Below are 25,363 nucleotides of genomic sequence, written 5' to 3' on the forward strand. Positions count from 1 at the left end.
ACGGGGCATCTCATGAAACCAGACCCGAAAAGCCAGGAGCGCCACGCGTGGCGGATGGCCAAAAAACAGGAAATCATGCGTGAGCGCATTGCCAATGCGGACAAGGACCAGGGGGTGTTGCTGGTGCTCACTGGCCCCGGTAAGGGCAAGAGCAGTTCCGGCTTTGGCATGGTGGCACGGGCGCTGGGGCACGGCATGAAGGTGGGGGTCGTGCAATTTATCAAGGGCGCGTTCAGCACCGGCGAAGAGGCCTTTTTTCGTGACCTGCCCAGCGTGGATTATCACGTCATGGGCGAAGGCTACACTTGGGATACTCAGGACCGCGAGCGCGATGTGGCCGCCGCCAATGCCGCCTGGGATATCGCCGCGAAGATGCTCAAGGACGACCACTATGATCTCATTTTGCTCGACGAACTGAACATCGCGTTGCGCTACGAGTACCTCGACCTGGACCGGGTACTGGATGATCTGCAAAACCGGCCTGCCATGCAGCATGCTGTGGTGACGGGACGCTATGCCCCCAAAGAACTGATCGAGCTGGCCGACACCGTCACGGAAATGAAAGTGGTGAAGCATGCGTTCAAGGATCAGGGGGTGCGGGCGCAGAAGGGCATCGAACTTTAGTGAATAGTTAACAGTTAACAGTGAATAGCGAAAACCCGAACTGGATAGGTGTGAAGTAGTGGCGGGAAGTTCAAAGTTGAAAGTTCAAAGTTTAAAAATAAAAAAAGCACAAAGTGCTGCCTTTATTTGGGGCTGCGATCGCGGCTTGATGTGTGGGCGCGGCCACGTTGCTGTGATTACGGGAGGCGCCGTATCGCGTTTCAACTTTGAACTTTCCACTTTCAACTCCGGGTCTTCGCCATGCTGAGTTTGATGGTTCAGGGCTGTACCTCCGATGCGGGGAAGAGCACGGTGGTGGCAGCGTTGTGTCGGTGGTTTGCACGGCGTGGGTATTCGGTGGCGCCGTTCAAGCCGCAGAACATGGCGCTCAATAGTGCGGTGACGGTGGATGGCGGGGAGATCGGGCGTTCTACTGCTTTGCAGGCGTTGGCCTGTGGTGTTGAACCGCATAGCGACATGAACCCGGTGTTGCTCAAGCCGCAAACCGATATGGGTGCGCAGGTGATTATTCGCGGTCAGGTGCTGGGCAATATGCAGGCGCTGGATTATCACGCTTATAAAAAAACGGCGCGCGATGCGGTGCTGGCGGCCTGGCAGGATTTATCGTCCCGTTTTGATGTGATCATTGTGGAAGGGGCGGGGAGTCCGGCGGAAATCAATCTGCGTGACAACGACATTGCCAACATGGGTTTTGCCGAGATGGTGGATTGCCCGGTGATACTGGTGGCAGACATTGATCGCGGCGGTGTCTTTGCTCATCTCACCGGTACGCTGGATCTGCTGTCGGAAAGCGAGCAACAGCGCACGCTGGGATTTGTCATTAACCGCTTTAGGGGCGACCTGTCGCTATTGCAGGGTGGCCTGGACTGGCTGGAAGCGCGCACCGGTAAACCGGTTTTCGGGGTGCTGCCTTACCTGCATGGCTTGACCCTCGATGCCGAAGATGCGGTGGATGAACAGGGTGGCCATGAAAACGATGCGCTCAATGTGGTGGTGCCGATGCTGCCGCGCATGAGCAATCACAACGACTTTGATCCGCTGCGTCTGCACCCTGGCGTGAACCTGCGCTTTGTGAAAATGGGTGAAGCCTGGCCACCGGCGGATCTCGTGATTTTGCCCGGCAGCAAGGCTACCCGTTCGGATCTGGCCTTTGTTCGCGAACAGGGCTGGGATCGGGACATCGAAAGACACCTTCGTTATGGCGGCAAGCTGCTTGGCATCTGTGGTGGTTTTCAGATGCTGGGTGCGCGTATTGATGATCCGGACGGACTGGAGAGTGAGTCAGGCAGTAGCGTAGGGCTCGGCTGGCTGGACATGACAACCCGACTGGTACCCGGCAAGCAGCTACGCAATGTGCAGGGGCAATTCCTGCTCGCCGGTACGCCCATTCGCGGTTATGAAATTCATAACGGCGTCACGGGGGGCGAAGCGCTGCAGTCCCCTATGCTGCGGCTGGATGGCCATGAGGATGGTGCCGTTTCCGACGACGGCGCCGTCATGGGTTGCTACCTCCATGGCCTGTTTGATTCGCCGCAAAGTACCGATGCCATGCTTGCCTGGGCAGGGCTGGATGCAAACGCGAGTGTTGACTACGCCATGCATCGCGAGCAGCAGCTGGATCGGTTGGCCGACATGCTGGAGGGGCATATGGATATGACCTTGTTGAAGGAAAAAACAGAAAGGCTGCAGGCAGGGTTTGACGCGCTGAGCTAAGCTGAGGGTTTTCTCAGGATGGAGAAACCTTCATGCACAAGGATGCTGCACATGCCGGTCAGGCCATTTATACACCCCTGACCCTGGCGCTCTACGATCAGGCGGTGTTGGGGGTGTCTTGTCGCGGGTTGTGGCGCTGCCCTTCTCACGAGTTTTTGGCCAATTATCAGCGTCATATTCGTCCTGATCACCTCGATGTAGGTGTAGGTACGGGGTATTTTCTGGACAAGGTCTCGTTCTCCGGGCGAGCCCCGAGAATTGCCTTGATGGACCTGAATCCAGACAGCCTGTCTGCGTGCGCAAAACGAATCCGGCGTTATCAACCGGTAACGCACCAGTGCAATGTGCTAGAGCCTGTGACGTTTCCCGGTGAACGGTTTGGCTCGCTGGGCATGAATCTTTTACTGCATTGTCTGCCGGGCGAGATGAGCGATAAAGCCTGCGCGCTGGATAATTTGCTGCCCTTGATGAACCCGGGAGCGACGGTGTTCGGGGCGACGTTATTGCAGGGCGGAGTTGAGCGATCGGTGATGGCGAAGGGGTTGATGGCGCTCTATAACGCCAAGGGGGTTTTCAATAATGCGGGAGATTCCCTGGCAGGCCTCAGACATGAGCTGGAGTGTCGCCTCGACACTGTGTCGGTAAAAGCGGTGGGATGTATGGGGGTGTTTAGTGGAACGGTGCGGCAGTCTGATTCTGTTTAGACTCTCGGCTGATCGGATTCAACAAAAAAGGCTCCCATTGGGAGCCTTTTTGCGAAGCCATCAACGATCAGTGATCGTGACCGCCCGGGCCGTGTACGTGGCCGTGTTCTTTTTCTTCGGCTGAGGCTTCGCGTACTTCGGTGATTTCCACGGCGAAGTTCAGGGTCTCACCGGCCAGCGGATGGTTGCCGTCTACGGTGACTTCATCGCCTTCCACGGCGGTGATGGTGAAGATGCGCGGACCGGCTTCGGTCTGGGCCTGGAACTGCATGCCCGGCTGCAGGTTGTCTTCGTTGCCTTCGAAGGCGGTTTTCGGCACCTGCTGGATCAGTTGTTCGTGACGCTCGCCGTAGCCTTCTTCCGGGGTGACGGTCACATCCAGCTTGTCGCCAGCCTGCTTGCCCAGCAGCGCCTTTTCCAGGCCCGGGATGATGTTGCCGGCACCGTGCAGGTAGGCCAGGGGTTCACCACGCTCGACAGAAGAGTCGATGGTCTGGCCGGCGTTGTTGGTCAGGGTGTAGTGGATGGACACTACGGCATTTTCAGAGATTTGCATGGAAACCCTTTTGGGGTAGATGAATTTGGAATGCAGGGCCATGACAACGCCCCTACACCCGGAAAGACGGCCATTCTAACAACAGCACGGCGGGGCTGACCAACCGGGGGGCCGCTGAACCGATAAACGCGGCCACGACGGTCGGGCATGCGGTTTGCTAAAGTAGGGGCCATGACGCATCCGGATTCCCCTTCGTCCCCGGTCCTTGAGGACCGTTTCGGACGCACCATCGACTACGTACGGCTGTCGGTCACCGATCGCTGTGACTTTCGCTGTGTGTACTGCATGGCGGAGGATATGACCTTTGTGCCGCGGGCGCAGGTGCTGACCCTGGAAGAAATGGGGCGATTGGCCAGGGTGCTGGTGGCACTGGGGGTCAAACGCATTCGCCTCACTGGGGGGGAGCCGCTGGTGCGCAAGGATGTAGCGCATCTGGTGCGCGATATTGGTGCAATTTCTGGGCTGCGTGAACTGAATCTGACCACCAATGGCTCGCGGCTGGACCGGTTTGCCTCCGAGCTAAAGGCGGGCGGGCTGGATCGTATCAATATCAGTCTTGATTCCCTGAACCCGGACCGTTTTCGCGAGCTGACCCGCACCGGCGATCTGGCGCAGGTACTCAGAGGCATTGATGCGGCGCGGCAGGCGGGCTTCCAGCGGATCAAGTTGAACAGCGTTATCTTGCGTGGCCGCAATCACGACGAGGTGCCGGCGTTGGCAGACTTCGTCCTGGAGAAAGGGCTGGATATCGCGTTTATCGAGGAAATGCCGCTGGGGCAGATCACCGAGCATGATCGGGGGCTGGAGTTCGTATCCTCCGAGGAGCTGCGAGATGACTTGTCGCAGAGGCTGAATCTGGTTCCGCTGGCGGAGAAAACGGGCGGCCCGTCACGTTACTGGCAGGTGCCGGGAAGTGACAGTCGCATTGGCTTTATTTCCCCCCACTCACAAAACTTTTGCCATTTGTGTAATCGGGTGCGGATCACTGCTGAGGGGCGTATGCTTTTGTGCCTGGGTCATGAGCACAGCGTGGACCTGCGCGCGGTGCTGCGAGCCCACCCGGACGACGATACTCCCCTTCGCAATGCCATTGTCGATGCCATGGCCATCAAGCCCGAGCGCCATGACTTCACCCTGGATCCGGGTGAGCAGCTGGTACGATTCATGAATATGACCGGCGGTTAAATACGGAATAAGCGAGAGACCATGAAATCCCTGCCTGAACTGTTTTCCAACAACGAAAAGTGGCGTCACGAGATTGAGCAGCAGCACCCTGGCTTTTTCAAGGCGCTGGGCGAGCAGCAGAGCCCGGAGTATCTGTGGATTGGCTGTGCAGACTCCCGGGTGCCGGCGAACGAAGTCGTGGGCCTGATGCCCGGTGAGCTGTTTGTTCACCGTAACGTGGCGAACCTGGTCAACCATACTGACTTGAACCTGCTGTCGGTGCTGCAATTTGCCGTGGACGTGCTCAAGGTGAAGCACATCATGGTGGTGGGCCACTACGGCTGTGGTGGCGTCAAGGCCTCCATGGAAGACGCCCCTCACGGCCTGATCGACAACTGGCTGCGCCAGGTGCGCGAGCTGTACCTGCGCAATCGCAAGAATCTGGCGGAGCTGCCGGATGACCAGGCGCGCCTGGACAAGATGTGCGAGCTGAATGTCGCCCGTCAGGTGATCAATGTGTCCAACACCACGGTTGTCCAGGAAGCCTGGCGTCGTGATCAGCCGCTGACCATTCATGGCTGGATCTACGGTATTGGCGATGGCTGCCTGCGTGATCTGGATATCCAGATTCAGGGCAACCAGGAGCTGCGTACCCTGGAAGCAGATGAATACGGCAGCTGCTCCAGCTGATGAAGCCGCAGGGCGGCAATGCTGCCGCCCTGCACCCCAACGGATTGGAAATCCATCCCTCCCGAGCTTCCTCAAAGAACGGAAAAACCTCTCAGCTCGTTGAGTTCGGCGCCAATAAATATCCTGAGCCCCCGGTAGGAGCTATGCTCGCATGGCGATCCGAGCCCAAGCGAGGCAATCGTTCCAGCTCCCGCCCCCCTCTCAAAATGCCGCAGAAAAACCGCAACATGGTACTGACCGAACGGGTTCGGGTATGCCAAGAGGGTGTGCCAGCCTCACTGAGACGCGTTATCGCTATGCAAGCATAGCTCCTGCGGCGGGGTGATAGTGGAGGGATCAGCCGGGCGATGCAGGTTGCCTGTTCGTGTTCAGCTGCTGTTGCCAGACATCCCGCATCTCCCGCTGTTTTCACCGCCCCTTAGCGTGTCCTGTCCCTCAAAACCAGAAGCGCAGTCCCGCCACCAGCATGCCTTGTTCGGTTTTTTCGCCACTGGCGCGGGCCAGGTCGGCGGTGTCGCCGTAGCGCTTTTCCCAGTGAACGCCGATATAGGGTGCGATCTCGCGGCGGATTTCGTAGCGCAGCCTGAGCCCGGCTTCCAGACGGGTGAGTCCGTTGCCTACACGTAGCTCCTCATCTTCCTTGCCGTAGACACTGGCCTCCAGACTGGGTGAAAGCACCCATTTCTGGGTCAGCATCAGCTCGTATTCGGCTTCGACCCTTAGTTCGGTCAGGCCGTCTTCGCCGATGAACAGATTGGTGTCCATTTCAAACTGATAAGGTGCGACGCCCTGCAGGCCAATGCTGGCCCAGTCCCGGTTGGGATCATCGGGCTGCCAGTCCCGGCGTACGCCCAGCTGCCAATCCCAGAAGGGCGCAAAGGCGCGGCTCCAGGCCAGTCGGGTTTCCGCGCTTTCAGTGGCGGGGCGCTCGTCGTCGTGTTCCGGTGACATGAGCCGTTCGCCTTCGCTGGAAAAGAACAGCTTGTTGATGTCGCCGCCGTACCAGGCTCCCACTTCCCACCCCATCACGCGGCCTTCGTCGCTGTCACGGGCTTCCAGTTGATCAACCATGACGCGGCCGAAACGTTGGGGGTGTTCGCTCATGGCATACAGGGCGGGGCTGGTCGCACTCAAGCCCACCAGCATCAGTAACGAGGTAAAACGTTTCATCAGTGGTGTCCTCCATGCCGGGCGTGGGGATCGTCGGGCGGCTCGCCTGCTGCGTTTGGGTGGGGGGCGGGTACCACGCGTACTTCCCGGAACATGCCTGCTTCCATGTGGTAGAGCAGGTGACAGTGGTAGGCCCAGCGGCCGAGGGCGTCGGCGCGGACCAGATAACTGAGCTTTTCGCCGGGTTTGACGGTGATGGTGTGTTTGCGCAACAGCTTGCCGTTGCCCAGCTCCAGGTCGCTCCACAGGCCATGCAGGTGGATGGGGTGGGTCATCATGGTGTCGTTCACCAGCGTGATGCGCACCCGTTCGTTGTGGTACAGCTCCAGGGGCTCGGCGTCGGCGAACGCAATGCCATTGAAGCTCCACATGTAGCGGCTCATGTTGCCGGTCAGGTGCAGCACGATTTCACGGTCCGCGTGAAGACTGTCGACAGGGTTATCGACGGTGCTGCCGAGGGTGGTCATGTCCGCGTAGGTGAGCACTTTCCACGGCCGGTCGCGCAGGCCGATGCCCGGGTCGGCAAGCATGTCGCCGGGGGCCATGGCGCGCATGTCCACGCCGGGTCCGTATTCGCTGGGAGGATGCTCGATGGCGCTACCCCGTGGGGGCAGGTCCGGGTTGCTGTTGTCGACGGCGAAGGGGGGCGGCGGGGGCGTTGATGTTTTGGCGCCATGATGCTCATGGCCCATGGCGCTGTGATCCATTCCGTCCATCTTGCCCCCGTTGCCGTGCTGCATGCCGCCATGGCCGCTTTCGCCATGCATGGCTCCCATCCCCATTTCTGTGTGTCCGAGCAGGGGCGGCGGATCCATCTCCGGCACCTTGGCGGTCAGGCCCGGGGCCGGGGTCAGGGTGCCGCGGGCATACCCGGAACGGTCGATGCTCTGCGCGAACAGGGTGTAGGCCTGGTGAGCGTCGGGCTCGACGATCACGTCGAGAGTTTCTGCCACGCCCAGTCGCACTTCATGAAAAGGCACCGGGGTAACCGGCTGGCCGTCCATGGCAACTACAGTCATGTCCAGGCCGGGGATGCGGATATCAAAGAAGGTCATGGCACTGGCGTTGATAAACCGCAGCTTGATGCGTTCACCGGGATTGAACTGGCAGGTCCAGTTGGCGTTTGGGGTCTGGCCGTTCATCAGGTAGGTGTAGGTATAGCCGGTGACATCGGCCAGGTCGCTCTGGCTCATGCGCATGCTATTCCACATGTGCCGGTCCTTGAGCGTCTGGATCACCCCTTTGTCGCGAAAGTCCCGCAGGGTGTCGAACACGGTGCGTTCGTTGAAGTTGTAGTAGTGACTCAGTTTCTTGAGCGTGGCGTAGAGCTGTTGCGGGTCTTCGTCGCTCCAGTCAGACAGCAGCACCACCTGCTCGCGGTCAACCGTGTGGGGATACGGGGTCTTCGGGTCAATGATGATGGAACCATAGAGGCCGGTCTGTTCCTGAAAGCCGGAGTGGCTGTGGTACCAATAAGTGCCGTTTTGTACTACCGGGAACTGGTAGGTGAACGTTTCCCCCGGTTTGATGCCATCGAAAGACAGGCCGGGAACGCCATCCATCTGATAGGGCAGCAGCAGGCCGTGCCAGTGAATAGAGCTGGTTTCAGGCAGCAGGTTGGTGATCTTCAGCGTGACGGTGTCGCCTTCGCGCCAGCGCAGGGTCGGCCCGGGGATGCCGCCGTTGATGGTGGTAGCCGGTCGGGTCTTGCCGGTGAGGTTCACATCGGCGCCGCCCAGGGTCAGGTGAAAGGTGTCACCGCGCAGTTCAGGGGCGCCGGTATGGCCCTGACGGGCCAGCAGTTGCCGGGGGGCAAGGCCCAGTCCCAGGCCGGCGGTACCCAGCGCGAGTCCCTGCACGAAGCGTCGGCGCGGCAGGGAAAATCGGTTCTTTTCCATGTTGGTCTCCAGAAGGTTTGAGGAAAAACGGGCTCAAACTTTCCGGGACGGTGGGCGAAGGGGGAGACGGTGGATGCCGGGAAACTCTTTTGGGGTCGTTGCAGAGTCAAAACGCAGGGCGGGAGGTTCCTGGCTGGCAGGCAAATGCAGCAGCAAGGCGGTGCTGACCTGACACAGCGTCAGACACTGGCAGGTGTCGCCGTCTTCGCAGTGGGGGCGGTTGTCTTTGGGAGCCGGTCGGTGCAGGGCGTGTTGGCTGTGCTCCGAGGGGCTGGCAGCGGCGGGTGATGCCTGATGGTGGCAATGGGTCAGGGTGCTGTGATCCATCATCATCGCGCCGGAGGGCGGATGGGGCCCCGGTGCCATGCTCCCTGCCGTTGCCACAGCATTACCCGTCACCAGCATCAGGGCGGTGACAAGCAGGGCGACCAGGGCCCTGGTGCGGGTGTGGCAACGCAGGAACAACATCATGGCAGGCATTATGAACCGGGGGGTTACCCCCAGGTCAATGCTGGCGGATCTAGCCATAGCGTCTGAGTGACGACGCTGCAGGCAATCACCACCAGCAGTACGGCGGTGCCCCGTTCCACCCAGTGATGGTGTTCGCGCAACCAGGGTAAAAAGCGGCTGCGACCCAGTAACAGGGCGACCAGCACGTACCAGCCACCGTCGATGATCATGGCGGTGAGCGCAATCTGGATTCGGGCGGGCTGGCCCATCTCCGATGACAGGAACTGGCTGAACAGGGCAAGGAAGAACAGTGCCACTTTGGGATTCAGGAAGGCCACGGCAAAACCGTCCCAGGCAGCGCCATGTATCACGTTGGACGGGGGTGAGGTGTGTGCCGGAGCCTGCGATTGGCGGCTGGCCTGCCAACTTTTCCAAGCCATCCACAACAAAAAGAGGGCCCCCAGCAAGCTGAAGGCCAATTCCAGTCCCGGGTAGCGTTTGAACAGCACCGCCATGCCCGCCACGGTGGCGGCTGCCCAGATGCCTACGCCCAGGGCATGGGTGAGGCCGGCAATCGCGCCGGCCCGGGCACCGCCATGCAGGGTGTGTCGGGTAATCACCGCCAGACTGATGCCTGGCGTCATGGCGCCAAGGGCGCAAATGCTGGCGAGCAACAGCCAGTCGTGTAACGGCAGCATTCAGAGTCTCGTTAGGTGAAAGCGGGCACTGTAACGGGTTGGTGTGACAGGTTGAAGAGCAGCGCAGCAGTGAGATGCGATTGGGCGGCAAGCAGTTGAAAGTTTAAAGTTGAAACGCGAAGTTGATGCCCGTGACTGATTGGCGACTTGGGACTTCGCGGTTCAACGTATAGGGGCGCGGGCAGGGCATAAAAGTGGGCTGGCCCTTTCTCGCGCTTTTGAACTTTCAACTTTGAACTTTTAACTTGGGTTAATTCCCCGGATGGTGGCTGAAGACTGCCATGCCGTCTTCATCGAACAACAACACATCGTAGGTATCCACGCGGTCGCCCATCTCCATGCCCGGTGAACCTACGGGCATGCCAGGAACGGTCAGGCCCTTGCCTTCAGGGCGCTCGGCCAGCAGGCGGTCCACGTCGCTGGCGGGGACATGGCCTTCGATCACGTAGCCATCAATAAAGGCGGTGTGGCAGGAGCCGCCACCGGGGAGAATGCCGGCTTTTTCCTTGATGGCCTGCATGTTGTCGGTGTCGTGCACTTCCACGGTGTAGCCGTGCTCTTTCATATGATCCACCCAGTCACCACAGCAACCGCAAGTGGGCGACTTGTACACTTCCAGCAGCTTGCTGCCGACCTTGTCGTCGGCGGACGCGTGTTGCTGGGCCTTGGCCGGCTCGCGGGTTTCTGGCTGGGCGGGTTCCTGTTCGCCGCAGGCAGCCATCAACAGAGCAGTTAAAACAACCAGTATTTTTTTCACGGCAAGTCCTCATCATTGTTTGCGTGTTGCGTGTTGCGTGTTGCGTGTTGCGTGTTGCGTGTTGCGTGTTGCAGTCAGTCCACAACCAGTCTGCCCTGATACATCTGCATCTGACAGGTGAAACGGTATTCGCCGGCGGCGGGATTATCCAGTGTGATGGTGGTGGTTTTGCCGGTGTCCAGAAAGGCACTCACGTCCAGCCCGTGAAAGACCACCTGTTCCGCACAGGGGGAGGGATCCTTGCGCTGGAAATGCAGGGTCAACGGTTGCCCGGCCCGGGCATGGATGACGGCAGGATCATAGACGCCGTTATCCACGATCACCGTGGCTTCGCTGACGATTTTCTGCGAGCGTGTTTTGCGGCCACCGGGTTGTGACAGCCAGAACCAGCCAATGATCAGGGCGATCAGCAGCAGGCCGGCAAGATTGATCAGCAGGGTCATGGTTGGCTCTCCGGTTTTCGGGCGGTGACCACCAACCCGGTTTTGTGCATGACCTGGCCGAGAACACTGACGCTGTCTTCCGGGTGGCGGGTCATCGCGGGTTGTTCAAAGCCGGCATCGGCCAGTGCCTGCATCAGGTCCGGTCCTTCGTAGGTCAGGAAGCCATGCTCGAACACGGGCAGGGTCGACATGCTTTGCCGGTCCCGCAAGCCAAGGCAGAGTTGGCCGCCTGGCTTCAGGTGTCGGTAAATCGCGTGCAGGACAGGCGCGAGAGGTTGCCAGAAATACACCACATTGATTGCCAGAATGCCGTGGTAGTGATTTTCCGGCAGGGGCGCCTGGCGAATATCACCGTGGGTAAAACGTACTCCGGGCCTGAAGCCGTGCTGGGCATCGGCGGCCTTCACCATGTCGGCGGACAGGTCCAGACCTGTGTAATCAAGATCCGGGGCTTGTGCCAGCAACGTGGGTAAATGCCCGGCACTGCCGGGGCCGATTTCCAGCAGCCGTTCGGCACCCTGCAGCGTCAACGCGGCGTAAGTATTGGCGATGATCGGTTGATTGCTGGTGTTCATGTTGCCCGCCACGGTGGCGCCGTCGGCGCCTGAGGGCTGGCGTAACTGGGCGGCGAGTTGTTCGGGCGTCATGATTTGGGTTCCTTGCGAGGGGTGAACAGACGCAGCCGGTTGGCATTGGTGACCACAGTGACGGAGCTGAGAGACATGGCCGCACCGGCAATCACCGGGCTCAGTAAACTGCCGGTGAAGGGATACAGCACCCCGGCGGCAACTGGTACCCCCAGACTGTTGTAGACGAAGGCGCCAAACAGGTTTTGTTTGATGTTGCGTACGGTGGCGGTGGAGATCGCCATGGCATCTGCCACCCCGTGCAGGGAACCGCCCATCAGGGTAATGGCGGCGGATTCGATGGCCACGTCGGTGCCGGTGCCGATGGCAAACCCCACATCCGCCTGGGCCAGTGCCGGGGCATCATTGATACCGTCGCCGACCATGGCCACGGTGCGACCTTCCTGCTGCAGGGCCAGGACTTTCTTCGCCTTGTCTTCCGGCAGTACCTCGGCCATGACCTCATCGACACCGGCCTGTTTGGCGATGGCTCTGGCGCTGGCTTCGATATCGCCGGTGATCATGATGACGGTCAGCCCTGCGTCTTTCAGGCGTGCGATGGCCGCCCGGGAATCGTCCTTGATGCGATCGGCGACACCGATGATGCCTAACAGGGTGTTGCCTTCGGACAGAAACAACGGGGTGGCTCCCTTGTCGGTCAGGGGCTGGCTGTCGAGGGTGATGCTGACCCCCTCACTTTCCAGCCAGCGACGATTGCCCAGTCGGTACGACTTGCCTGCCAACGTGGCGGTGACCCCCTTGCCGTTGAGTGCCTGAAACTGGCTGGCGCTATCCAGTGACAGCTGTCGCTGTGCGGCCTCGTTGAGGATGGCCATGGCGAGCGGATGCTCCGAGCCGCTTTCCAGGCTGGCCGCCAGCTGTAGCACAGACGTTTCCTGTTGGCCGTCAGCACAGACGATATCGGTGACCGCGGGTTTGCCTTCGGTAATGGTGCCAGTCTTGTCGAGGACGATGGTGTCCAGGGTGCTGCTGGTTTGCAGGGCCTCCCCCTGACGAATCAGGATGCCATGCTCGGCCGCTTTGCCGACGCCGACCATTACCGACATGGGCGTGGCAAGACCCAGCGCACAGGGGCAGGCAATGATCAGTACCGTGGTGGCGCTGATCAGCATGTGGGTGATGCGCGGGTCGGGCCCCAGGTTGAACCAGACCAAGGCCGAGATCACCGCAATGATCATGATGGTGGGGACAAAGACCGCGGAGACCTGATCGGCCAGCCGGCCAATGGGGGGCTTGCTGCCCTGGGCTTTTTTTACCAGCGCGACAATTTGCGATAACGCCGTATCGCGCCCCACGGCAGTGGCTTTGTACAGCAGGGTGCCGCCTTCATTCAGGGTGCCGGCACTGACCCGGTCCCCTGGTGTCTTCTCCACGGGCATAGGTTCACCGGTGAGCATGGATTCATCAATACGGCTTTGGCCTTCCTGCACCTCGCCGTCCACGGCAATTTTTTCCCCGGGGCGCACGCGCAGTAGATCGCCAGTTTGCACCTGCTCCACCGGGATGTCGGTTTCCTTGCCGTCACGCATCACCCGCGCCGTCTTGGCGCCCAGATCCAGCAGTCGTTTCACGGCCGCGCTGGTCTTGCCACGAGCGCGGACTTCCAATGCCTGACCGAGGTTGATCAGGCCGATGATCATGGCACTGGCCTCGAAGTACACATGCCGGGCGGCCTCAGGCAGGGCGGTTGGCACCAGCACCACGACCATGGAATACCACCAGGCGGCGCCGGTGCCCAGGGCAATCAGGGTGTCCATGTTGGCGTTGTGATTGCGGAAGGCTTTCCAGGCGCCGATGAAAAAGTGGCGCCCGGCGGTTGCCAGGATCGCAAGAGTGGCAACGCCGATCGCCAGCCAGATCCACTGACTGGGCTCGCCCGGGCGTACCATCATGTCACCGCCAAGCAGGCCCCAGGCCATCAGGGGGACGCCCAGGCCAAGCCCCAGCCACATGTGGCGCAGCAGTTGGCGGTAGTGCGCCTGTTGCTGGGCCTCTTGAGCCTCATCGTCGCCCTCATTGGCTTCGCTGGCGCCATAACCGGCGGCCTCGACGGCCTGTATCAAGGTGTCGGGACGGGCGTGGCCGCGGACGCGGGCAGTGCGATCCGCAAAGTTCATGTCCGCCTGATCGACACCGGGGGTGTTGCGCAGGGCGCTTTCAATGGTGCGTACGCAGGACGCACAGGTCGCCCCGGTAATGTTGAGAATGATGTCGGCAGCGTCGCTGGGTTCGGCGGGAGGGTGGGTGGCCTGTGAGGTCGTATGGCATGCCGGAGTCTGCGCAGGGGCATAGCCTGCCTCTGCAATGGCATCCTGCAGCTGCGCTTTGCTGGTACGGTCGTCGTGCTGATGCACCTGTACCTGTTGCGTCTCCAGGTCCACCTCAATATCCCGAACCCCCGGCAGGGTTTGCAGAGCGCGGCGAATCTTGTTGGCGCACCCCTGACAGGTCGCTCCGGCAATGGGAAGAATGTGATGTGACACGGGTGTTCTCCCTGATGAAGTGGGTCTCTGTCACAAATTGTCGAACTCGGGGGTAACCCCAAGGTCAAGCCATGCTATAACGCCGCGCCGGCATTGAAAATTTTTATAAAACACCGGAAATAACGGAACTGATCCGGGGAAATGCTCTCAATAGAAACACTACACTGAGGCAACTTTGGATGCCGTTGATTCAATTGCGAACGAGGACGACTTTTTATGTTGAAAAAAACTTTGCTTGTGTCAGGTATTGCACTGGCTGTTTCCGCTCCGGCCATGGCTGAGCAGCGCACTTCTTCCGTGCGTGACAATGGGCTTTCTTACACCTACGGCCAGCTGGCTTATGACCGTTGGGACTTCGATGGCGATTGGGATGCGGATGCGCTGAGCGCTGAAGGTAGCTTCGGCCTGGATGAGCATCTGTTTCTGCGTGGTGCCCTGCGTTTCTATGATGGTGACTACGACATTGATGGCAAACAGCTGTCTGCCGGTATTGGTTTTCACACCCCGCTGCAGCAACGCCTGGATTTCGTGACCAGTGCTGACATCATCTACGATGACCGTGATTATCGTGTTGGCGATGACGATGATGTGGGGTTCGAAATTCGTGGTGGTGTACGTCATGCCACAACGGAAAAAGTCGAGCTGTCCGGCGGTCTGACGTATATCGATCTGTATGACGACGACTTGGGTGTTTACGGTGAGGGTCTGTTTAAAGTGACGCCTGCCGTGGATCTCGGTGCCCGGGTTGTTGTTGCCAGCGACCGTGATTCCATTGGTGTGTTTGGCCGCTACAACTTCTAAACCGGTTGTTGTTGGCGCATAAAAAAGCCCGCCGGGTAACCCCGGCGGGCTTTTTTAGGTTCTGAGGAAATGGTTTGCAGCACCCTCCTACGGCAAGCAAGGAGGAGTCAATCGGGCTTTTCCTGCAAACCTGCGATCAACCTTTTTTATGCTTATTGTGCAGGCGGCGTGATCATAAGCCGTCTACAGGGTGGTGGTTTCCAGCCACTGGATAATGGGCTCCCAGCCGCTGCCGTGGCTTTGCTCCAGCGCCTGGCGAATGCCGGGCTGGCTGTTTTCCCATTCGTCCATGACGGTCTCCGGCAGCGCCTGCAGCCCGGTAAGCAAGTGGCTGTCGAGCCCGTTTCTCGTGCCCTCAGGAATAACCAGTTCGTTGTCTTCCAGAGCGAGTGCCAGTTTTTGATGGCGGCTTAGCAGGGTCCTTGCACCGCAGTGCAGATCAGCGGCGGTCAGAGTGGCGTCGCTGACCAGTGTCCGGTAATCCGCAATCAGTTGCTCGCTGGCAAGTGCAAGCCACTGTTGGCGGCGGACTACGCTGTCCTCTTCACCGGTGAACGCGGTCAACGGTTTGGGCGAATCCGCGGTGCCGTTCAGCACCACGAACAGTGCAGCGAACCCCAGGCTGGCCTCGGCGCTGTCAGTGGCGCCATGCTGGGTACGTAGTGTCTTGCGCGTCATTTCCAGATACGGGTCACTGATCAGACCAGACTCGGGCCACTCCGGCAGGGCATCGATATAACCGGGGTACAATGGCCAGCTATCCAGACGTTCGAGAATGATTTGTTGCTCCAGCTGGCAGGCACGGGCGGCGGGTAGCAGGTATTGCCCTGCCAGGGTCGCGTACCACTGCGTTAGCGTGACGCGTAGCGCGTCCAGCGAGTCTTGTTCTGGTGCCTGCCCAAACTGGGTCAGGGTCTGCTGCCATTGGCTGGCGGCCTGTTCGAACTGATCGCTGCTGGCCTGTTGCCAGTCAGCCACGGGGATACCGGGGAGCAGGGTGTCATGGTGTTCCGTCTCAGCGGTTTCGGTGTTGTCGGGCTGTTCGCAAGCAACCAGAAGCAAGGCCAGCAGACTGGCCAGCAAGTAACGCATGGTTCCCACTTTTTCCTTCGTTTGTATTAGGGCCTGTTAACAGCCGCTGGTTATTCGTTATCTGAGGCTGATGACCGGCCAGCCCCGTTCGCGAGCTTCTCGTTCCAGGGTGGCATCCGGGTCCACGGCCACCGGGTTGGCTACCTGTTCCAGCAGTGGCAAATCATTGTGGGAGTCACTATAGAAGTAGCTGCCGTCCAGGGTTTCGTCGTGGCTTTCCAGCCATGCCTGTAAGCGGGTTACCTTGCCTTCCCGGTAGCTCGGGGTGCCATCAATATCGCCGGTGTAGTGTTCCTTGCGGCGCTCGGCCACGGTGGCAATCAGGTGTTCAATGCCCAAGCGGTCGGCCAGCGGTGCGGTGACAAAATCGTTGGTGGCGGTAATGATCATCAGGGTGTGACCCTGCTGCCGGTGCTTTTCTACCAGCTCTGCCGCTTTGGGCAGCCACATGTCATCGAGTTTTTCTGCCAGAAACTGTTCGCGCCAGAAGTGCAGTTGGGCCATGTCGTTATCCGCCAGCACTTTCAGGGAAAACCGCAGGTAGGCCATGATGTCCAGTCGACCGTTCTGGTAGTCCACGTAAAACTGGTCGTTGGTTTCCTTGTAGTGCTCGGCGTCGACAATGCCTTTTTCCACCAGCCAGTCGCCCCACAGGTGGTCGGAATCGCAGCCGATAAGGGTGTTGTCCAGGTCAAAAATCGCGAGTGTCATGGCCTCTCCTCAGATGAGGGCTCATTCTAGGGGATGCGGATGACAAGTCATAGCGACCGAAAACGGCGGGCAAGCGTAAAAGGTATGAAAGTTGCAGTAATGCGAATTGATTGCAGGTTGCCCGACAAGGTTTAATGGGGCAATGACACTCGGATTAATCCCCATGAAACGCATGGGGATTCGAGCCTGACGCCAGAGAGATCATGACAGGCATTATTGATGACAACGGATTCCGGTTGAATGTCGGGATCATTATTGCCGGCCGGGACGGCCGGGTTTTTTGGGGCCGCCGCATGGGCAATCGCGATGCCTGGCAATTCCCCCAGGGTGGCATGATGCCCGGTGAAACCCCGGAAGAGACTCTGTTCCGTGAGCTGGAAGAGGAAGTTGGCCTGCGCCCGGAGCACGTGGAAATCATTGCCAGCACCGAAGGCTGGCTCAGCTACCGTTTGCCGCGCCGTTTTCTGCGTCGCCCGCTCAACCGTCCTGACAGTCGCCCGCACTGCATTGGTCAGCGCCAGAAGTGGTTTCTGCTGCGCCTGACGGCTGCCGAAGAGGCGATTGACCTGTTTGCGACTGACAGCCCGGAGTTCAAGGCCTGGCGCTGGGTCAACTACTGGTACCCCATTCGCAAGGTCGTGCATTTCAAGCGCGGTGTGTATGCCCGCGCGTTGCGTGAGTTGGCGCCGGCCCTGAAGAAAGAGGTTGGGTCGCTGTCGGGCAAGAAAGGGACGCGACAGTGTACCCGGACGGCGAAACCCGGAGGGGCCTCTGATGCTTGATACCCTGCGTCGTATTGTTCAGGAAGTGAATAATGCGCCGGACATTCGTACCGCGCTGGATCTGATGGCGAAGCGCGTGCGCGACGCCATGGGCACCGAGGTCTGTTCCATTTACTTGCGCGACGAAGATGACCAGCGCTATGTGTTGATGGCCTCTGAGGGCTTGAAACAGGAAGCCGTGGGCAATGTCAGCCTGGGATTGTCGGAAGGGTTGATTGGCCAGGTCGGCATGCGTGAAGAACCGGTTAACCTGGAAGATGCTTTCTCGCATCCCCGATTCCACTACCTGGCGGAAACCGGGGAAGATCCCTTCCATGCGTTTCTGGGTGTGCCGGTGATGCACCACGGCAAGGTGCTCGGGGTCATGGTCGTCCAGCAGCGTGACGTGCGCCGCTTTGACCAGAGTGAAGAAGCGTTTCTGGTGACCATCTCGGCCCAGTTGTCGGCGGTGATTGCCCACGCCCACGCCTCCGGTGTGCTGTTTGACCAGCTGGATACCGGTGGGGTGGACCTGCCCAGTTTCTATGACGGTTTGCCCGGTTGTCCGGGGGCTGCCATTGGCTATGGTGTCCTGTTGTTCCCCGAAGCGGATCTGGCATCGGTGCCGGACCGCCAGGTGGAGGATGTGGGTGATGAAATTGCCCGCCTCGATGATGCGCTGGTGCGCACTCGTCAGGAAGTGCGGGATCTGGCCGAGCGCGCCTCAAAGTCGCTGGGGGCAGAAGAGCAGGCGCTGTTCGATGTCTACCTGCGGATGCTGGATCGGCATGCGCTGCCTGCGGAGGTGATTGCACAGATCCGGGAAGGGCAATGGGCACAGGGTGCCTTGCGGGATGTGGTAGACCAGCATGTTCGCAATTTTGAAATGATGGACGATCCGTACCTGCGCGAGCGGGCTGCTGATGTCCGTGACCTGGGGCGGCGGGTGCTGGCCCAGCTGCAAAGGCAAGGGCGCCGGCAGGTGATATTCCCGGATGAGTGCATCCTGCTGGGCGAGGATATCTCAGCCCCGATGCTGATGGAGGTGCCTCGCGAACGCATTCGAGGCATTGTCACCACACGGGGCTCGCGCAACTCACACATGGCCATTGTCGCCCGTGCCATGGGGATCCCTACTGTGGTGGGGGCCCAGAATCTGCCGCTCAAACAAATGGATGACAAGGAAATCATCGTGGATGGTTTCCGTGGCCGGGTGGTGGCCAACGCGTCACCGGAGCTCAAGGCGCAGTTCGAGGAAATTATCCGCGAAGAAGCGACGCTGCAGGCCGGTCTCGAAAAACTGCGTCATGAACCCGCCGAAACGGAAGATGGTGCCCGAATCCGCTTGCAGGTGAACACCGGGCTGATGACCGATATCAATCGTTCCCTGGAGCGGGGCGCAGAAGGCGTTGGCCTGTACCGCACCGAAATTCCTTTCATGGTGCGAGACCGTTTCCCGTCTGAAGAAGAGCAGCGGGTGATTTACCGCGAACAGCTATCGGCCTTTGCGCCTCACCCGGTGACCATGCGCACCCTTGATGTGGGTGGCGACAAGTCGCTGAGTTATTTCCCGATTGAGGAAGACAATCCGTTTCTGGGTTGGCGGGGCTTGCGGGTTACCCTGGATCACCCGGAAATTTTCATGGTGCAGGTGCGGGCCATGCTCAAGGCAAGCGAGGGGCTGGATAACCTGCGCATCATGCTGCCCATGGTCACCAGCGTGATCGAGGCGGAGGACGCCCAGCACTTTATCCACCGTGCCTGGCTGGAAGTCCGCGATGAAGGGCTGGACATCCCCATGCCGGAAGTGGGGGTCATGATCGAGGTGCCCGCCTCTGTCTACCAGGCCCGCGCGCTGGCCCAGCGGGTCGATTTTCTTTCGATCGGCACCAATGATCTCACCCAGTACCTGTTGGCCGTGGACCGTAATAACCGGCAGGTGGCCTCGCTCTATAATTCCTATCACCCCGCTGTGCTGCACGCGATCCTGCATGTGATCGAGCAGGCGAAAGAAGAAGGCAAAACCGTCTCGGTGTGTGGGGAAATGGCTGGCGAGCCTGCCTCGGCATTGTTGCTGATGGCCATGGGGGTGGATGCGTTGTCCATGAACGCCTCCAACCTGCTTAAAGTGAAAGCCGCGATTCGCCGGGTGAAGATTTCCTTCGTGCGCAAACTGCTCAGTGAAGTGCTGGCTATGGATAACGGTGAAGTGATCTCCGCCTACGTGGACCTGCAGCTGGACAAGGCCGGCCTCGGTGACTTGCTGCGAAACCGCAAGGCCATCAACTGACATGTTCAAGCGTGGGCTGCTTGCTGTCCTGACGCTGCTGGCGTTACTGCTGCTGGTTCTGGTGGTCAGGGCGCTTGTGCTGCCAGCGCCAGCCCTCTCTGCCAGAGTGCTGCCGTCTCTGCCTGAACAAGACCGCGACGCGCAGGTTGAGCGCTTGGCCCAGGCGATCCGGTTTCCCACCCTGGCCGACCGGCCAGATGCCTTCGACGCGTTTCATGCCTTTCTGGCAGAGGCCTTTCCCCTCACGCATGAGACCCTGTCACTGAGGCCCTTCGGTCACAGTCTGCTTTACCATTGGGACAGTGGGCATGATTGTGCGCCAACGTTGCTGCTGGCACATCAGGATGTGGTGCCGGTGTCGGCCATGGCCGAGTGGCAACATCCTCCTTTTGACGGGGTGGTGGATGAGCAGTTCATCTGGGGGCGCGGTACCCTGGATGACAAGGTCAGCGTCATGGCGATTCTGGAAGCGGTGGAAGCCATGCTGGCAGAAGGCAGGCAGCCTGCCTGTGATGTGTGGCTGGCATTTGGCCACGATGAAGAAACCGGCGGTGCCCAGGGCGCAGCGCGAATGGCGGCCTGGTTGCAAGAGCAGGGTGTGCGGTTTGAATTGGTGCTGGATGAGGGCGGCATGGTGTTGTCAGGTGCCACCCTGGGCATCCAGCAGCCGGTGGCGCTGATCGGCATCGCCGAGAAGGGTTATATCAGTGTAACGCTGGAGGCCCACGGGGAGCCCGGGCATTCCTCGCGCCCGCCCGCGCAGACGGCCATTGGTGACCTGGCGGTTGCCATTGCCCGGCTGCAGGCGAATCCCCGCCCTGCGGGCTTGAGCCTGCCGACCCGCTACATGCTGGAAACCGTCGCTCCTGAACAGGCGTTTGCCCGCCGCCTGGTCTTTGCCAACCTGTGGTTGTTTGAGCCACTGGTGGTGCGTCAGCTGGCGGGGAATCCGGAAACCCATGCACTGATTCGCACCACCATGGCGCCCACCATGCTCAGTGGCGGAGTGAAGGACAATGTGCTGCCAGCCACGGCCAGTGCGGTAATCAACTTCCGGCTGGCTCCGGGTGAAACTCAGGAAAGCTTGCTCAATTGGGTAGAGCGTCACTTGCCCGAAGGGGTGTCTGTTTCCATCAAGGAAGGGTTCTTCGCCGAGCCATCCCGCATCTCCCCAGCGAACAGTGACGCCTTTGAGCGGGTGGCATCCCTGGCGCAGGCCCTGCCCGGCGACCCACTGCCGGCCCCGTTCCTTATGATCGCGGGCAGTGATGCCAGGCATTACCAGGCGCTTTCGGAAAACGTGCTGCGTTTTCTGCCCGTGTCGCTGCAGCAACAGGATATCGCGCGTTTCCACGGTCCCAACGAGCGCCTGGCCCGTGACCAGTATCCGGATATGGTCCGCTTTTATCTGGGGCTGCTCTCCTCTGGTGCTGCGCAGTAAGGCCGCGTCGTGCGATCCGGTCAGTCTCCGCTGAAGACCGCCGGGCGTTTGTGAAGAAAGGCGCTGATTCCTTCCCGGCCATCCTGCCCATAGCCCAGCATGCCTTGAAGCCTGGCTTCACTACCCAGCTGCTCGTCCAGATCCTGTTCACTGCTGTGGTCGATCAGCGCCTTGATTCCTGCGAGCGCCCGGGTGGCTTGTGCGGCCATCTGACAGCCCAGGGACATGGCGGCCCCCATTAGCTGGTCATCGTCATGAACCGCATTAATCAGCCCCCATTGCTCCGCCGTCTGAGCATCCAGTGGCTCGCCACTCATCATCCATTGCAAGGCACGAGCGCGGCCAATGGCGCGTGGCACAAACCAGGTGCTGCCGGCATCGGGGATCAGCCCCAGTTTGATAAAGGCCTGTATGAAGCTGGCCGAACGGCCTGCCAGAACGATGTCGCCAGCCAGAGCAATGCTGCAACCGGCGCCGGCGGCAACGCCATTGATGGCAGTAATGACCGGTTTTTCCATGCCGCGAATCAGGCGGATGATGGGGTGATAGGTCTCATGCAGGGTGGCAGCAAGGTCGGTGGCCTGCTCCTGATTGTCTGAGCCATTGAAGTGGGACAGGTCTGCGCCAGCACAGAATCCCCTGCCGCTACCGGTCAATATCAGGCAGCGGCAATGCGGATCCTGCGCGGCCATGGACAGTGACTGATGCAGATCGATCAGCAGCTGTGGTGACAAGGCATTAAGACGTTCCGGTTGTTTCATGACAATTACGGTGACAGGCCCGGTCTGTTTGACCTCTACGCAGGGGCTCGCGTCGTTTGCTATTGCAGTGCGCATGTTCTACGTCCTCTTACAGCCACCAGGTTTGAAAGTCCGAGGGCCATGCCCACTCCAGCGCGAAAATGGTGATGCCGTAGAACGCCACCAGCTTGATCCAGATTCTGCGGAAATAGGGCAGGGAGTCGGGATGGAAGCGCACTTGCATCCATAGGGAGTACACGAACAAGGCGGAAGCCAGCACGGTCTGGATGGCAATGATGGCGTTGATGCGCGGAAGAACATCCACGGGGTTGGCAAAGAGGTAATGGCCAAAAGACAGCCAGTTACCCACCACAAATCCCTGAATCAGTGTGTAGACCCGATCAGGCTGGCTGCCCGATAGCGTGGTGTGCGCCCGCCGTGCCGCCAGCGCCAGCGGAAACCAGAGGGCGGCAACAATCGGGGCATTAAGCCAGGCTGGTTCCGGGTACTGATCGAAGAAAATGACATTGTCGAAGAAGTGAAGGGTGCAGCCTGCCAGTGTCAGCCAGAGCAGCATTTTGAACACGGTGTAGTGACGTTGTGTGGCTTCCATGTGAATTCCTATAACGGTTGTTATAAATCTTGAGGGGATGCTAGACTATGACAGTCGTTATAGCAAGGGTGTGAAATGAGCCAGTCAGACAAGAAGGTGGCAAGAGCAAGGTTGGTGGCAGGAGCGGCGGATCTGTTGAGTCGAAAAGGCATGAATGGCACCAGTATCCGGGAGTTGGCCAAACACTCCCGGGCACCGCTGGGGTCCACGTACCATTATTTTCCGGGCGGCAAACAGCAGGTGATAACCGAGGCCATACAGTTTATTGGCGACAAGGTGTCGGCGGGGTTGGCTCATTCCCTTAAGGCGGGTCCGGTCAGTGGGCTGCGTGGCTTTCTGGCGATCTGGCGAGAAGAGGTGGTGCGTTCCGAATTTCGTGCGGGGTGCCCTGTCCTGTCTGTGGCGGTTGAGGAACCGGCGGGTGAGGACGAAATGGCCGCCTTGCTGGTGGCGAACGCCGTGTTTAATGACTGGATGCATCTGATGGCGGCGGCGTTGCGGGAAGAGGGTGTCAGTAAGGCACAGGCCGAGCAGATTGCCACGTTGGTGGTGGCGTCGGTGGAAGGCACGATCGCCCTGTGCCGAGCCCAGCGCAGCGTCAAGCCTCTGGATCAGGTGTCACGGCAGCTGGAAATGTTGATTAAGAACGCGATAAGGAAGGATTGAATGATGACGCCTGAAGAGAATGCCGCACGGTTTAACCAGGCCGGCGAGAGCGGCTTGCCGGGGCTGGTGGGAATGACGGTTCACGCCATAGGCGAGAGCGGTGTGGATGCGGTAATGCCTGTGACTCCGGCGTTGATGGCGCCCAATGGTTTTCTGCATGCCGCCTCGGTGATTGCCTTGGCGGACTCGTGCTGCGGTTATGGCACGATGGCAAGTTTGCCGGAAGGCGCGACCGGCTTTACAACCCTCGAATTGAAATCCAATTTTCTGGGTACCGCCCGGGAGGGTGAGGTGGAGTGCAGAGCGACGCCGGTACACCGCGGGCGTACTACCCAGATTTGGGATGCGCAAGTGCGTCATCGTGAGAGCGGCAAGACCATTGCTCTGTTTCGTTGTACGCAGATGATTCTGTATCCGCGCTGATGCCCTGGTTCTCCCGCCATTACGATCGACTGTTGTTGATCAGCATTGTGGTGGTGCCTCTGGTGCCGATGCTGCTCTACAAGTGGTACTACTCTCTGGATACCTGGTATGTGCCATGGGGGGAGACCCGCAGCGATTACTTTGATGAGGCTTTCGAGCATGCCGCGAAACGCTGGCTGATGACGGTGCAGGCGCAGGGCGACGCAGTGTATGTGATGACGGATAGCCAGTGCCCTTGCGCCAAGCCAGTGTTGGCGAAACTGCATCAGGCGCTGGCGGAGACGGTGCCTGTCAGAGTTTTTGACGCTTACGGTCCTGTGATGGCTGAGCAGGAAACATATCAACTTTCCTCTCTGATCCGGTTTATGCCGGCGCTGCCGACCGCCTTGGTAGTGAGGGCGGGAGAGTTGATCTATGTGGGGCCGTTGGTCACAGGTAATTTGTGTTCACAGGAAGCGGACTTTTCACCGCCGCTCGCCGCCTATCAGGGGCAGGCCTCGGGCAGAGTGTATAACTGGCTGTCAGAAGGCTGCTACTGCCGGCTGGCCCCGGAGCGGCTCCCGTCCGGTTCTGTTCCTTCAGGAGAGAAAAGAAACCATGAATAGCGCAATCGTTCTCAAGCTGCATCTGTTCGGGGTGGCATTCTGGCTGGGAGTCGTCGGCGTGGAGTTTTTGCTGGAGCGACGCCGGGCGCTAAGCCGTGAGCATGGCTATCTGGTCGCGCGATTGCATGAGCGCATCGACCTGTGCCTGGAGATGCCGGCCTTCCTGTTGGTGCTGGTAACCGGGTTGTTGCTGCTGGATGTGGAACAGCTTTCCGGTGTGTATCTGCTCAAGGTGTTGGCAGGGTTGGTAGCGGTGAGTGGCAATCTGTTGTGCCTGTGGCCGGTTATGTGCCGCAAGCTGGCAGCTGATCGTGGTGACCTGCCGCGCGTGATCCATTATTCGAATGTGATCGACCGGATTTCAGTGGTGGCGATTCCCGCAGGCCTGTTCGCCTTTGCCTGCGGGGTATGGCTGGTGATCAGTCGCTAGCGAAGGAGGAGTTCACCGCTGTGGCCGGTTGACCGTCTGGCTGCCAGACCTGCTCCAGCATGGCCGGTTCGCCCTGACGGCTGATCTCCACGGCGCTGCTGGCGCGGGTGCCGTAGGCGGAAGACTGGATAAAGACAGGGGCGACCAGGCGCTCCAGTTCCATGCCCACGCCGGTGTCCGGTAGCACCGTATCGTCCGGTTGATGTCGATCGTTAACCACCCCCAGCAGCTGCTCCAGCGTGCCGCCAGAGGCAATGGCGTCTGCTAGCCGTTGTTTGCCTCGTAGCACCTTGGGCCAGGGGTCGTCCATCAGGCCGTTGCTGAGGCCGTGCAGGCCGGGTGCCACAGGTTGGGGTGGTGCGCCGCGGTTGCCCAGATACCAAAGGCTGTCTGGTGTACCCACCAACAGATTGAAGGCGCCGTAATGGGCCTGTTCTGACGCCAGGGCGTGGGCAAAATTCTCTGGTGTTTGCCGGGATTCCAGAAAGGCGGTGGGTAGCAGACCCCGTGAGCGTTCGCCGGGTTGCCGGTCGGTGATGGGCTCGCGATAGTTGGTGACCACGGCAAAACGACCGTTGCGATGGATGCCCAGCCAGGTCCCCCCGGCAGTCAGGTCCAGGCCGCAAAAAATATCCCCTCGCCAGCGTGCCGCCTGTGCAGGGCGGGCATGGAATTCATCGCGGTTGGCGGCCACCCTGAGCGGGGTCGGGCTGTCGGGCTGCCAGTCAAATAGCACGATACACATAGTCGGGCCTTCCGGTTTCGGGCCTGCTAGCATACCTGTCTCGAAAAT

27 protein-coding genes are annotated in these 25,363 nt (G+C 59.9%); 13 read left to right on the top strand and 14 right to left on the bottom strand.

Features of this window, described 5'->3' with window-relative positions:
• Positions 1–12: 12 nt before the first annotated feature.
• The 3 genes from cobO to A15D_RS08085 all read left to right on the top strand — a co-directional run bounded on the left by cobO (position 13) and on the right by A15D_RS08085 (position 3,041).
• A complete protein-coding gene (gene cobO, locus A15D_RS08075) occupies positions 13–624 on the top strand; it encodes a cob(I)yrinic acid a,c-diamide adenosyltransferase (RefSeq protein WP_102791510.1) in 612 nt (203 codons plus the stop codon).
• A gap of 240 nt (positions 625–864) precedes the next feature.
• The gene (locus A15D_RS08080) at positions 865–2,337 is read left to right on the top strand and encodes a cobyric acid synthase (protein WP_102791511.1); all 1,473 of its coding nucleotides are present in this window, start codon (positions 865–867) and stop codon (positions 2,335–2,337) included.
• Positions 2,338–2,369: 32 nt separating this feature from the next.
• Positions 2,370–3,041 carry a class I SAM-dependent methyltransferase gene (locus A15D_RS08085; protein ID WP_102791512.1) on the top strand — a complete coding sequence of 224 codons (672 nt, stop codon included), beginning with the start codon at positions 2,370–2,372 and terminating at the stop codon, positions 3,039–3,041.
• Between the two features lie 67 nt (positions 3,042–3,108).
• Here A15D_RS08085 and A15D_RS08090 read toward each other — a convergent pair whose 3' ends face one another.
• On the bottom strand, positions 3,109–3,597 hold the full coding sequence (locus A15D_RS08090) for a peptidylprolyl isomerase (protein ID WP_031226154.1): 489 nt from the start codon (positions 3,595–3,597) through the stop codon (positions 3,109–3,111).
• Between the two features lie 171 nt (positions 3,598–3,768).
• Here A15D_RS08090 and moaA point away from each other — a divergent pair, with 171 nt between their 5' ends.
• A complete protein-coding gene (gene moaA, locus A15D_RS08095) occupies positions 3,769–4,782 on the top strand; it encodes a GTP 3',8-cyclase MoaA (RefSeq protein WP_102791513.1) in 1,014 nt (337 codons plus the stop codon).
• 21 nt (positions 4,783–4,803) lie between these two features.
• Positions 4,804–5,451 (top strand): carbonate dehydratase, encoded by a 648-nt coding sequence (can, locus tag A15D_RS08100; RefSeq protein WP_022984685.1) that lies wholly within the window; start codon positions 4,804–4,806, stop codon positions 5,449–5,451.
• Positions 5,452–5,886: 435 nt separating this feature from the next.
• Here the strand turns inward: can and A15D_RS08105 are convergent, their stop codons facing one another.
• The 8 genes from A15D_RS08105 to A15D_RS08140 form a co-directional block, all read right to left on the bottom strand.
• Positions 5,887–6,621, bottom strand: coding sequence for a copper resistance protein B (locus A15D_RS08105; protein ID WP_102791514.1), 735 nt, complete (start codon positions 6,619–6,621; stop codon positions 5,887–5,889).
• On the bottom strand, positions 6,621–8,519 hold the full coding sequence (locus A15D_RS08110) for a copper resistance system multicopper oxidase (protein WP_102791515.1): 1,899 nt from the start codon (positions 8,517–8,519) through the stop codon (positions 6,621–6,623). Before A15D_RS08110 ends, A15D_RS08105 begins: the two co-directional genes overlap by 1 nt.
• A 33-nt stretch (positions 8,520–8,552) precedes the next feature.
• Entirely contained in the window at positions 8,553–8,999 is a 447-nt protein-coding gene (locus A15D_RS08115; RefSeq protein WP_102791516.1) for a hypothetical protein, read from the bottom strand.
• A 14-nt stretch (positions 9,000–9,013) separates the two neighbouring features.
• Positions 9,014–9,667 (bottom strand): LysE family translocator, encoded by a 654-nt coding sequence (locus A15D_RS08120; RefSeq protein WP_102791517.1) that lies wholly within the window; start codon positions 9,665–9,667, stop codon positions 9,014–9,016.
• A 250-nt stretch (positions 9,668–9,917) separates the two neighbouring features.
• Positions 9,918–10,424: a DUF411 domain-containing protein gene (locus A15D_RS08125; protein ID WP_233192164.1), complete on the bottom strand. Its 507-nt coding sequence runs from the start codon at positions 10,422–10,424 to the stop codon at positions 9,918–9,920.
• Positions 10,425–10,498: 74 nt separating this feature from the next.
• A complete protein-coding gene (locus A15D_RS08130; RefSeq protein ID WP_102791519.1) occupies positions 10,499–10,867 on the bottom strand; it encodes a cupredoxin domain-containing protein in 369 nt (122 codons plus the stop codon).
• Positions 10,864–11,514, bottom strand: a complete 651-nt coding sequence (locus tag A15D_RS08135; RefSeq protein WP_102791520.1) for a class I SAM-dependent methyltransferase — start codon at positions 11,512–11,514, stop codon at positions 10,864–10,866. Before A15D_RS08135 ends, A15D_RS08130 begins: the two co-directional genes overlap by 4 nt.
• A complete protein-coding gene (locus A15D_RS08140) occupies positions 11,511–13,997 on the bottom strand; it encodes a heavy metal translocating P-type ATPase (protein WP_102791521.1) in 2,487 nt (828 codons plus the stop codon). Before A15D_RS08140 ends, A15D_RS08135 begins: the two co-directional genes overlap by 4 nt.
• A gap of 216 nt (positions 13,998–14,213) precedes the next feature.
• Between A15D_RS08140 and A15D_RS08145 the strand changes: the two genes are divergently transcribed.
• The gene (locus A15D_RS08145) at positions 14,214–14,798 is read left to right on the top strand and encodes an outer membrane beta-barrel protein (protein WP_102791522.1); all 585 of its coding nucleotides are present in this window, start codon (positions 14,214–14,216) and stop codon (positions 14,796–14,798) included.
• Between the two features lie 183 nt (positions 14,799–14,981).
• On the opposite strand, the gene A15D_RS08150 is transcribed toward A15D_RS08145, so the two are convergent.
• Positions 14,982–15,890, bottom strand: a complete 909-nt coding sequence (locus A15D_RS08150) for a hypothetical protein (RefSeq protein WP_102791523.1) — start codon at positions 15,888–15,890, stop codon at positions 14,982–14,984.
• Positions 15,891–15,947: 57 nt separating this feature from the next.
• Entirely contained in the window at positions 15,948–16,601 is a 654-nt protein-coding gene (locus A15D_RS08155; RefSeq protein WP_102791524.1) for an HAD family phosphatase, read from the bottom strand.
• 203 nt (positions 16,602–16,804) lie between these two features.
• On the opposite strand from A15D_RS08155, the gene A15D_RS08160 reads away from it, so the two are divergent.
• The 3 genes from A15D_RS08160 to A15D_RS08170 are packed head-to-tail and all read left to right on the top strand — an operon-like array spanning position 16,805 to position 21,093.
• A complete protein-coding gene (locus A15D_RS08160; protein ID WP_369825830.1) occupies positions 16,805–17,383 on the top strand; it encodes an RNA pyrophosphohydrolase in 579 nt (192 codons plus the stop codon).
• Positions 17,376–19,652, top strand: coding sequence for a phosphoenolpyruvate--protein phosphotransferase (gene ptsP, locus A15D_RS08165; RefSeq protein ID WP_102791525.1), 2,277 nt, complete (start codon positions 17,376–17,378; stop codon positions 19,650–19,652). Before A15D_RS08160 ends, ptsP begins: the two co-directional genes overlap by 8 nt.
• A 1-nt stretch (position 19,653) precedes the next feature.
• Positions 19,654–21,093 (top strand): M20/M25/M40 family metallo-hydrolase, encoded by a 1,440-nt coding sequence (locus A15D_RS08170; protein ID WP_102791526.1) that lies wholly within the window; start codon positions 19,654–19,656, stop codon positions 21,091–21,093.
• 20 nt (positions 21,094–21,113) lie between these two features.
• Here the strand turns inward: A15D_RS08170 and A15D_RS08175 are convergent, their stop codons facing one another.
• Positions 21,114–21,929 carry an enoyl-CoA hydratase-related protein gene (locus A15D_RS08175; RefSeq protein WP_102791527.1) on the bottom strand — a complete coding sequence of 272 codons (816 nt, stop codon included), beginning with the start codon at positions 21,927–21,929 and terminating at the stop codon, positions 21,114–21,116.
• Between the two features lie 13 nt (positions 21,930–21,942).
• Positions 21,943–22,446, bottom strand: coding sequence for a hypothetical protein (locus tag A15D_RS08180; protein ID WP_022984701.1), 504 nt, complete (start codon positions 22,444–22,446; stop codon positions 21,943–21,945).
• Between the two features lie 75 nt (positions 22,447–22,521).
• Here A15D_RS08180 and A15D_RS08185 point away from each other — a divergent pair, with 75 nt between their 5' ends.
• Genes A15D_RS08185 through A15D_RS08200 form a run of 4 tightly spaced genes read left to right on the top strand, consistent with a single transcriptional unit; the run spans position 22,522 to position 24,570 of the window.
• The gene (locus A15D_RS08185) at positions 22,522–23,112 is read left to right on the top strand and encodes a TetR/AcrR family transcriptional regulator (RefSeq protein ID WP_102791528.1); all 591 of its coding nucleotides are present in this window, start codon (positions 22,522–22,524) and stop codon (positions 23,110–23,112) included.
• Positions 23,113–23,535 (top strand): PaaI family thioesterase, encoded by a 423-nt coding sequence (locus A15D_RS08190; RefSeq protein WP_022984703.1) that lies wholly within the window; start codon positions 23,113–23,115, stop codon positions 23,533–23,535.
• Positions 23,535–24,140, top strand: a complete 606-nt coding sequence (locus tag A15D_RS08195; protein WP_102791529.1) for a DUF6436 domain-containing protein — start codon at positions 23,535–23,537, stop codon at positions 24,138–24,140. The genes A15D_RS08190 and A15D_RS08195 overlap by 1 nt, the downstream gene beginning before the upstream one ends.
• Entirely contained in the window at positions 24,133–24,570 is a 438-nt protein-coding gene (locus A15D_RS08200) for a hypothetical protein (protein ID WP_102791530.1), read from the top strand. Before A15D_RS08195 ends, A15D_RS08200 begins: the two co-directional genes overlap by 8 nt.
• Here the strand turns inward: A15D_RS08200 and A15D_RS08205 are convergent.
• Complete coding sequence (locus A15D_RS08205; protein ID WP_233192166.1) at positions 24,560–25,348, bottom strand: NRDE family protein; 789 nt, start codon at positions 25,346–25,348, stop codon at positions 24,560–24,562. The genes A15D_RS08200 and A15D_RS08205 overlap by 11 nt on opposite strands.
• Positions 25,349–25,363: the final 15 nt, after the last annotated feature.

The organism is Alcanivorax sp. MD8A, from assembly GCF_002888555.1.
In the GTDB taxonomy this organism is placed as follows: Bacteria; Pseudomonadota; Gammaproteobacteria; order Pseudomonadales; family Alcanivoracaceae; genus Alcanivorax.